This is a genomic window from Streptomyces sp. NPDC007991 (genome assembly GCF_042958445.1).
Taxonomy (GTDB): Bacteria; Actinomycetota; Actinomycetes; order Streptomycetales; family Streptomycetaceae; genus Streptomyces.
In genome coordinates, this window is the sequence record NZ_JBIBJD010000003.1 from 336701 (window position 1) to 346291 (window position 9591).

The following is a 9591-nucleotide window of genomic DNA, read 5'->3' on the forward strand; positions in this document are numbered from 1 at the left end:
TACTTGTGGGTTACGTGAGATTCGCCTCAGCAACGGCCAGGTCTTGCATCTGACGCTCCGTCAGGTATGCCGGTACGATGCCGAGTCACCGTGTCCACCGCGCGAAGGGGGCTGCCATGGGCAAGCTCGACGGACGGGTCGTCATCATCACCGGAGCGGCGCGCGGCCAGGGCGAGCAGGAGGCCCGGCTGTTCGCGGCGGAGGGCGCCCGGGTGGTCGTCGCGGACGTCCTCGACGACCAGGGCGAGGCCCTCGCGAAGGAGATCGGCGCCCGGTACGTCCATCTCGACGTCGGCCGGGAGGACGACTGGGAATCGGCCGTCACCGCCGCCCAGGACGCGTACGGCCCGGTCGACGGGCTCGTCAACAACGCCGGCATCCTCCGTTTCAACTCCCTCCTCGACACACCCCTCGACGAGTTCATGCGGGTCGTCCAGGTCAACCAGGTGGGCTGCTTCCTCGGCATCAGGGCCGTCGCGCCCCAGATGGCCGACGGGGGCACGATCGTCAACACCGCCTCGTACACAGGCCTGACCGGGATGGCGGCGGTGGGCGCGTACGCGGCGAGCAAGCACGCCGTGGTCGGGCTGACCCGGGTCGCCGCGCTGGAGCTGGCCGGGCGGGGGATACGCGTCAACGCCGTCTGCCCGGGCGCCGTCGACACCGCGATGTCCAACCCGGCCCGGCTGGACCCGGCCGCCGACGCGGAGGAGACGGCCCGGGGGCTCGACCGGCTGTACCGCAAGCTCGTGCCGCTGGGGCGGGTCGGGCGGCCGGAGGAGGTGGCGCGGCTCGCCCTGTTCCTGTCGTGCGAGGACTCCTCCTACATCACCGGGCAGCCGTTCGTGATCGACGGGGGGTGGCTGGCGGGCGTGAGTGTCCTCTGACCCGGCCCCCCCGTCGCTCTGACGAGTCGTCAGCTATTGACGCTCCCCGGGAGCGGTGGAACAGTCGGAGCCATGTATCTGACGGACCGTCAGAACTGACCGTAGGGCGGTGAATCTCCTTGGAATTCGGGGTCTTCGTACAGGGATACGTGGGCAAACGGGCCGAGACCGACCCGATGGCCGAACACAAGGCGCTGATGGAGGAGACCGAGTACGTCATCCAGGCCGACAAGTCGGGCTTCAAGTACGCCTGGGCCTCCGAACACCACTTCCTGGACGAGTACTCGCACCTGTCCGCCAACGACGTCTTCCTCGGGTACCTGGCACACGCCACAAAGCGGATCCACCTGGGCTCGGGCATCTTCAACCCGCTGGCCCCCGTCAACCACCCCGTCAAGGTCGCCGAGAAGGTCGCGATGCTCGACCATCTCAGCGAGGGCCGCTTCGAGTTCGGCAGCGGACGGGGCGCCGGCTCGCACGAGATCCTGGGATTCATGCCGGGGGTGACCGACATGAACCACACCAAGGAGATCTGGGAAGAGACCATCGCCGAGTTCCCCAAGATGTGGCTCCAGGACGAGTACGCCGGCTTCCAGGGCACACACTGGTCCCTGCCGCCGAGGAAGGTCCTGCCGAAGCCGTACGGCGGCTCGCACCCGGCGATGTGGTACGCGGCCGGGTCGCCGCCGTCGTACGCCATGGCCGCGAAGAAGGGGCTCGGGGTGCTCGGCTTCAGCGTGCAGAAGGTCTCCGACATGGAGTGGGTGCTGGAGCAGTACAAGACGGCGATCGTGGACGCCGAGCCGGTGGGTGACTTCGTCAACGACAACGTGATGGTGACGACCACGGCGATCTGCGCGCCGACCCACGCGGAGGCGGTGCGGATCGCGGCGAACGGGCAGTTGCACTATCTGCCGTCGCTGGTGTTCCGGTACCACGACACGTTCCCGCGGCCCGAGGGGTTTCCGGTGTGGCCGGAGACGCTGCCGGAGTACACCGAGGAGCTGGTGGAGGTCCTCATCGAGGAGGAGCTGCTGATCTGCGGGGATCCGGACGAGGTGCTCACGCAGTGCAAGCGGTGGGAGCAGGCGGGGGCGGACCAGTTGAGTTTCGGGTTGCCGGTGGGGGTGCCGAAGGAGGAGACGCTGCAGACGATCCGGCTGGTCGGGGAGTACGTGATTCCCAAGATCGATACGGATCCCGTGCATCGGACTTCGCGGTTCCGTCAAGGGGCCTGAGCGTTCGCGGGCGGGTGCGGCGTGCGTTGTGGTTCTTCGCGCAGTTCCCCGCGCCCCTTAAGGACGATGAACTCCAAGGAGTTGAGTGGTCGTGCTTGATCACGTCATCAAGGGTGTGACCGTCGTGGACGGGACGGGCGCCCCGGCACGCACCGCCGACGTCGGCATCCGCGGCGGTCGGGTCGCAGTCATCGGTCGGGTCACCGAGGAAGCGCGCACCAGTGAGGACGCGCACGGACTCGTCCTCACCCCCGGCTTCGTCGACCCCCACACCCACTACGACGCCCAGCTCTTCTGGGATCCCTACGCCACGCCCTCCCTCAACCACGGGGTCACCACCGTCGCGGGCGGCAACTGTGGGTTCACCCTCGCCCCGCTGCACCCTGACCGCCCCGAGGACGCCGACTACACACGGCGGATGATGTCCAAGGTCGAGGGCATGTCGCTGGTGGCGCTGGAGGAGGGCGCGCCCTGGAGCTGGCACGGTTTCGGGGAGTATCTCGACGCCCTGGAGGGGCGGATCGCCGTCAACGCCGGGTTCATGGTGGGGCACTGTGCGCTGCGGCGGTACGTGATGGGGCCGCAGGCCATCGGCGGGCAGCCGACCGGGGAGCAGCTGGCGGCGATGGTCGCGCTGTTGCGGGACGCCATGGACGCCGGGGCCTGGGGGTTGTCCACCACCCAGTCGACCAGTCACTCCGACGGCGACGGGAAACCGGTCGCCTCCCGGCACGCCGGGCCGGCCGAGCTGCTGGCGCTGTCGCGGGCCGTCGGGGAGCACGAGGGCACGCAGATCGAGGCGATCGTCGCGGGCTGCCTGGACCAGTTCAGCGACGCGGAGATCGACCTGTTCGTGGAGATGAGCGCGGCGGCGGGGCGGCCGTTGAACTGGAACGTGCTGACCATCGACGCGGCCGTGCCCGAGCGGGTGCCCCGGCAGCTCCTGGCGAGCGAGCAGGCCCGCAAGGCGGGCGGCCGGGTCGTGGCGCTGACCATGCCCATCCTCACGCCGATGAACATGTCGCTGGGGACGTTCTGCGCGCTGAACCTCATCCCGGGGTGGGGACCGATCCTGGGGCTGCCCGTGCCCGAGCGGATCGAGAAGCTGCGCGACGCGGACGTGCGGGACGAGATGCTGCGGCGCGCCCGGTCCAAGGAGGCGGGCGTCTTCCGGCGGCTGGCGAACTTCGGGCGGTACGTCATCGGCGACACCTACAGCGAGGCGAACGCCGGGCTGACCGGGCGTGTGGTCGAGGACATCGCCGAGGAGCGCGGCCAGGAGCCCTTCGCGTGCCTGGTGGAGATCTGCGCCAACGACGCGCTGCGCACGGTGCTGTGGCCGATGCCGCCCGACAACGACCCGGCGTCCTGGGCGCTGCGGGCCGAGACCTGGCGGCACGAGGACGTGCTGCTCGGCGGGTCCGACGCGGGCGCGCATCTGGACCGGATGTGCGGGGCGCCGTACACGACCCGGTTCCTCGGGGACTGTCTGCGCGGCCGGAAGCTGGTGGGTCTGGAGCAGGCCGTGAAGATGCTGACCGACGACCCGGCCCGGCTCTTCGGCCTGCGGCAGCGGGGCCGGGTGCGGGAGGGCTGGCACGCCGACCTCGTCCTGTTCGACCCGGAGCGGATCGACGCGGGCCCGGCCACCCTGGTGCACGACCTGCCCGGTGACAGCCCGCGGCTGGACTCCCGGGCGCTGGGCGTGCGGGCCGTGTGGGTCAACGGGGTCGAGGCGATCCGGGACGACGTGGTGACGGGTGCCGTGCCGGGGCGGGTGCTGCGCTCCGGCCGGGACACGGAGACGGTGAGCACGAGGTGACGCAGCGGCAGGCGCTGTTCGTCGGCGGCTCCTGGGTGGAACCGGACGGCGGGCACTACGAGGTGATCGACCCGGCGACCGAGCAGACCGTCGGGTGGGCGCCACAGGCCTCGCGGGACCAGGTGCTCACGGCCTGCGCCGCGGCCCGCGAGGCCTTCGGCCCGTGGTCGGCCACGCCTGCCGAGGAGCGGGCCGCGGTCCTCGCCCGCGCGGCGGACATCATCCGGGACCGTCTCGTGCCGTACGCCGAGCTGGCCCGGGCGGAGACCGGCGCGACCACCGGTACCGCCCGCGCCATGCAGGTCGGGGTCGCCGCCGCCCGCTTCCGGCGTTACGCGCGCGTGGAGCCCGCCGAGTGGCCGATCCCGCCGCAGATCAACGAGGCGGGGCCGATGGGGCGGGCGGGCGTCATGGGCGCCCTCGCCGTCCGCCAGCCCGTCGGGGTCGTCTCGTGCGTCACCTCGTACAACAACCCCTGGGCCAACCCGGCCGGCAAGATCGCCCCCGCCCTGGCGATGGGCAACACGGTCGTGGTGAAGCCGGCGCCCCAGGATCCGCTGTCGGTCTACCGCATGGCTCAGGCCCTGGAGGCGGCGGGCGTGCCGCCGGGGGTGGTGAACGTCGTCAGCGGGGCGCGTACCGAGGTCGGCGAGGCGGCCGTGGAATCGCCGGACGTCGACATGGTCAGTTTCACCGGCTCCACGGCGGTCGGGCAGCGCATCGCCGAGGTGTGCGGGCGCGGCATGAAGCGGCAGTTGATGGAGCTGGGCGGCAAGGGCGCGGCGCTCGTCCTCGACGACGCCGACCTCGGCTCGGCCGTCGCCGGCATCGGCACCACCTTCTCCTTCTACAGCGGCCAGATCTGCACGGCCCCGACCCGGGTGCTGGCGCAGCGGGGCATCTACGACCGTCTGGTCGACCAACTGGCCGCGTACGCCGGCCGGTTGAAGGTGGGAGACCCTCGCGATCCGGACACGGTGGTCGGTCCGGTGATCTCGGCGGCGCACCGGGACCGGGTGGAGTCGTACGTCGAACTCGGCCGGAAGGAAGGCGCGGTGGTCGTCACGGGCGGCGACCGCCCCGGCCTGCCGACCGGCTTCTACGTCACCCCGACCCTCCTCGCCGACTGCGGCAACGACATGCGGGTGGCCCGCGAGGAGATCTTCGGCCCGGTGGTGGTCGTCATCCCCTTCGACGACGAGGAGGAGGGCGTGGCCCTGGCCAACGACACCGACTACGGCCTCATCGACTACGTCTGGTCGGCCGACGTGGCCAGGGCCTTCCGGCTGGCCCGGCGCCTGCGGGCCGGCGGTGTCGGCATCAACACCGTGGGCCGCAACATGGAAGCCCCCTTCGGCGGCTTCAAGAAGAGCGGCGTCGGCCGGGACGTCGGCTCGTACGCCCTGCACGCGTACAGCGAGGTACAGGCGATCGTGTGGCCGGGGTGAGTGCCGTGCGGCAGGGAGCCGTCAGTCGGCGAGATCCACCCGCACCGTCAGCAGATCCGTCCCGAACGCCCGCACCCCCAGCCCGTTGACCCTGGGCAGCCGCCGCAGCCGCGCCACCGGGTCGTCGTCCGGCAGCGGGTGCGCGGTTCCCGTGTGCCACCGCCCCCGGATCCGCACCCGCACCCGCGGGTCGGCCTTGATGTTGCGCACGTACTGCGACCGCTCGCCGAACTCCGACACCAGCCAGAAGGAGTCGCCGACGCGGCGGCCGCCCACCGGCGTGCGGCGGGGCAGGCCCGAGACGCGGCCCGTCGTCTCGAGGACGGTCTGGAGGGGGAGGCGGCGCAGGACCGGGTTGACGCGGCGCTGGAAGGACGTTGCGGCACGGAACCTCAGGTCGGCGAGGCGGGACATCGTCGGGGCTCTCCTTCACGCGAAGCTCTCACGGTTTCCACGACCGTTGTCGCAGGGGCGACCGAGGTGGCCATGCACCGAAGGGACGTACTGTCCAGCATTGTCGTCGCAGTCGGGATCGCTTGCCTGCCGATCCTTTCGGCGACCGGGGGCCAGTCGCCGGTGCATCGCGTTTGCAGGGTCAGATGACCGGGGCGTCGCGCCGCGTGTAGGGCAGGCCGTTGCTGGTGCCGGCGGGGGTGGTGGCCGTGACGGTGACCGGTCCGGCCGCGCCTGCGGGGGCGACGGCGGTGATCTGGGTGGCGGAGACCACCGTGAACGACGCCGGGGTCGAACCGAATTGAACACCGGTGGTCGTGGTGAGGTTGGCGCCGGTCAGAGTGATGACGGTCCCGGTGTGCGTCGGTCCCTGGGCAGGCACCAGCGAGGTCAGTGTGGGCGCCGAGAGGTAGATGTAGCTGAGGGTGTTACTGGTGCCGCCGGGGGTGGTGACGGTGACTGCGGCGCTGCCGGCGGCGTGGGCGGGGGTGACGGCGGTGATCTGGGTGGCGGAGACCACCGTGAACGATGGTGCGGCGATCCCGTCGAAGCGCACGGCCGTCGCGGCGAGCAGGTCGTTGCCGGTCAAGGTGACCGTGGTGCCGCCCGCTGTCGTTCCGGAGGCAGGTGCGACCGCGGTCAGCGAGGGCGGCGCGGCGTAGTAGAAGTACGCGCCGGGATTGTCGGGGTTGCTGGTGCCGCCGGGGGTGGTGACGGTGACTGCGGCGCTGCCGGCGACGTGGGCGGGGGTGACGGCGGTGATCTGGGTGGCGGAGACCACCGTGAACGATGGTGCGGCGATCCCGTCGAAGCGCACGGCCGTCGCGCCGGTGAAGCCCGTCCCGGTCACGGTGACGGTGGTACCGCCGGCGGCGGGTCCTTGAGCGGGAGACAGGCCCGACAGGGAAGGGGCCACGAGGTAGGTGAAGGGGACCTGTTGTGTGCTGGTGCCCTGGCTGGTCGTGACGGTCACGTTCACCGCGCCGGTGCCGGAGGGACTGACCGCGGTGATCTGGGTGCTGCTGTTGACGGTGAACGATGTCGCGGTCTTGGTTCCGAAACGGACGGCTGTTGCGCCGGTGAAGCCCGTCCCGGTCACGGTGACGGTGGTGCCGCCGACGGCGGGCCCCTGGTTGGGACTGACCGAAGAGACCACAGGGGCAGCCATGACAGGACTCCTTCAGGGAAGAAAACGCGGAAATTGATCACACACGGCAGGCAGGATCGTGGCGCCGCTGGGGCCGAGGGCCGTCCGGGCGGAGGGGGGACTTCCGCCCGGACGGGGTTCACCGCCACCCTGCAGCGGAGGCTGACGGGTGGGTCAGATGCCAGGTCCGGCGACGTAGGTGAAGGCGCCGACGGCGGTGTCGGATCCGGCGGGGTTGGTGACGACCACGTCGGCCGCTCCTGCGGTGCCGGGCGGGGTGACCGCCGACAGCGTGGTGGCGTTGATCACCGAGAACGGCGCCGGGGTGCCACCGAAGGTGACCGAGTCGGTGCTGTCGAGGTTGGTTCCGGTGATGGTCACCGCCGTGCCCCCCGAGGTCGGACCCGAGGTCGGGCTGACCGTGCCGATCGTGGGGTTGTCGATGTAGGTGTAGGACAGGCCGTTGTTGGTGCCGCCCGCGGTCGTCACACTCACCGAGACGGGGCCGGCAGCGGCTCCGGCGGGCACCGCGACGCTGAGCGAGCTGTCGGAGGTCACCGTCGGGGTGGCGGTCACGCCGCCGAAGTCGACACTGGTGGCCGTGGACAGCCCGGTGCCGTTGATCGTGATGGTGTTGCCGCCGGCCAGCGGCCCGGACGACGTGCTCAGGGACGACTTGAACGGGGCGCCGACGTAGAAGAACGGCACCGGGTTGCTCGTCCCGCCCGGGGTGGTCACCGTGACCCCGACCGTGCCGGTACCCGAGGGGGAGACGGCGGTGACCTGGGTCGGCGAGACCTGCGTGATGTTCGTGGCCGGCTTGGTGCCGAAACTCACCGCGCTGGTGTTGGACAGATTCGTGCCCGTGATGGTCACCAGCGTGCCACCGCCGGTGGAACCCTGATTCGGAGAGATGGGCATTGCTGTACTCCTCGCTCTTGTGGGGACTTGCGAGGAACCGGCACAAAAGGCCATCCAGCCACCGACGACAGCGTGACAAGGGACAAGACCATCACGCGGTCAACGCCGCCAGGAGCCAGGGAGGACGAATGGACGCGACGCACCGCCGTGGCCACGGCTAGGGGCGCTGCAGCCTGCGGGCATCTCCTGTGGGCAAGAAGAAAAACCGGCAAACGGCTGCCTGTCTCAACGTTCCCCCGGCACGGGGATGGGCAGCCCGCCGGTTCACACTCTCAGTGACCCACACACCCAACCGGGTGACAAGACACCGCCACCACCAACCACCCAAACGGAGTAATCCCGTTGGCCGAGAGTTGTCGCCGTTTGTAGCAAACCGTGGCTCCCGATGGCGAGTCGAAAAAGATCATTCCTCCACATGACGGGGGCGCACATTATGCGCTCGGCCGTTCGTGTGAGGTGCTCTGGTTCCCATTGTTGTTACCGAGGCGTGAATGGATTATTGGAGGCGGATCCAACCGGTGGGCCGCCCTTCTCGCCGGGGGGTGCGGCAGTCGACTACCTGCAGCTTTTCCGGGAAGCCTAGGTGATCTTTCGGCATACCGTGATGGGCGCCCCGGTGAAGAATTTGGATCCTGTCAGCCGGTGCCGCTTGCGGCACCGGCTGACGCGGTAGGTGTGCTGTTCGGTCAGGTTGGTGACGCGGCTGGTGTGACTATTCCGCCGCTTGCAGGGCATGAGTGCTGGGCGACTCGCCGCAGAAGGTCCAACGAGCGCGTCGAAGTTACATGGGATTCCTATGCTCGCGGCATCACTGTGAAGCGCTGCCGCCTTGGCGAGCCTTGGCGTGTGTCGCATGGGTATGGAGGCCCCGTTGCGGAAGAGACCAATCACACCTGCCACGGCAATCTGGTGGCTCAGGGTCGGAATTACCCTGCTCGGAGTAGTCATTGCGGCCGGGCTGTCGGCATCGATGGCTGTGTCGTCGACCCCACCGGTTCCCGGCCAGACGGGACCATCTGTCCACGTCATCAACAACAGCCACTCGGACAACGTCAACGAAAATCACTCGGATAACGTCAACGAAAATCGCGCGGACAGCGTCAACAACAATTACGCGGACAGCGTGGCGAGTGCGAGAACCGGGCCATCGGAACCTTCCCCCACGCCCCCACCTCCCAGCCGGACTGCGGCCGCCTACGTCGCCAATGCCGGATCGGACACCGTGTCGGTGATCGACACCAGCACCAACACCGTCACCAACACCATCCCCGTCGGCGACAACCCGGTGGGTGTGGCGGTCTCCCCGGACGGCGCCCGCGTCTACGTCGCCAATGCCGACGCGAACACCGTGTCGGTGATCAGCACCAGCACCAACACCGTCATCGCCACCGTCCCTGTCGGCGCAGGACCGCTGGGTGTGGCGGTCTCCCCGGACGGCGCCCGCGTCTACGTCACCAACTCCGGTTCAGGCACGGTGTCGGTGATCGACGCCGGCACCAACGCCGTCACCGACACCGTCTCTGTCGGCTCAGGCCCGGTGGGTGTGGCGGTCTCCCCGGACGGCGCCCGCGTCTACGTCGCCAACTCCGGTTCAGGCACGGTGTCGGTGATCGACGCCGGCACCAACGCCGTCACCGACACCGTCTCTGTCGGCTCAGGCCCGGTGGGTGTGGCG

Annotated in this window: 8 protein-coding genes; 5 read left to right on the forward strand and 3 right to left on the reverse strand. The window is 69.9% G+C overall.

All coding sequences use genetic code 11. From position 1 onward, the window contains the following. Positions 1 to 116: 116 nt before the first annotated feature. The 4 genes from ACFZDA_RS10005 to ACFZDA_RS10020 all read left to right on the forward strand — a co-directional run bounded on the left by ACFZDA_RS10005 (position 117) and on the right by ACFZDA_RS10020 (position 5395). A complete protein-coding gene (locus ACFZDA_RS10005) occupies positions 117 to 887 on the forward strand; it encodes a glucose 1-dehydrogenase (protein WP_391077681.1) in 771 nt (256 codons plus the stop codon). 119 nt (positions 888 to 1006) lie between these two features. Further along, the gene (locus tag ACFZDA_RS10010; protein WP_391077684.1) at positions 1007 to 2125 is read left to right on the forward strand and encodes an LLM class flavin-dependent oxidoreductase; all 1119 of its coding nucleotides are present in this window, start codon (positions 1007 to 1009) and stop codon (positions 2123 to 2125) included. 91 nt (positions 2126 to 2216) lie between these two features. Then, a complete protein-coding gene (locus ACFZDA_RS10015; RefSeq protein ID WP_391077687.1) occupies positions 2217 to 3947 on the forward strand; it encodes an amidohydrolase family protein in 1731 nt (576 codons plus the stop codon). Then, a complete protein-coding gene (locus tag ACFZDA_RS10020; RefSeq protein ID WP_391077690.1) occupies positions 3944 to 5395 on the forward strand; it encodes an aldehyde dehydrogenase family protein in 1452 nt (483 codons plus the stop codon). Before ACFZDA_RS10015 ends, ACFZDA_RS10020 begins: the two co-directional genes overlap by 4 nt. Positions 5396 to 5416: 21 nt before the next feature. On the opposite strand, the gene ACFZDA_RS10025 is transcribed toward ACFZDA_RS10020, so the two are convergent. The 3 genes from ACFZDA_RS10025 to ACFZDA_RS10035 form a co-directional block, all read right to left on the reverse strand. Next, positions 5417 to 5809, reverse strand: a complete 393-nt coding sequence (locus ACFZDA_RS10025) for a nitroreductase/quinone reductase family protein (protein ID WP_391077693.1) — start codon at positions 5807 to 5809, stop codon at positions 5417 to 5419. Positions 5810 to 5990: 181 nt separating this feature from the next. Then, positions 5991 to 7016 (reverse strand): IPT/TIG domain-containing protein, encoded by a 1026-nt coding sequence (locus ACFZDA_RS10030; protein WP_391077696.1) that lies wholly within the window; start codon positions 7014 to 7016, stop codon positions 5991 to 5993. 153 nt (positions 7017 to 7169) lie between these two features. Next, positions 7170 to 7916 carry an IPT/TIG domain-containing protein gene (locus ACFZDA_RS10035; RefSeq protein ID WP_391077699.1) on the reverse strand — a complete coding sequence of 249 codons (747 nt, stop codon included), beginning with the start codon at positions 7914 to 7916 and terminating at the stop codon, positions 7170 to 7172. An 853-nt stretch (positions 7917 to 8769) separates the two neighbouring features. On the opposite strand from ACFZDA_RS10035, the gene ACFZDA_RS10040 reads away from it, so the two are divergent. After that, positions 8770 to 9591 (forward strand): YncE family protein (locus ACFZDA_RS10040; RefSeq protein WP_391077702.1); only part of this gene is annotated, 822 nt, incomplete at its 3' end.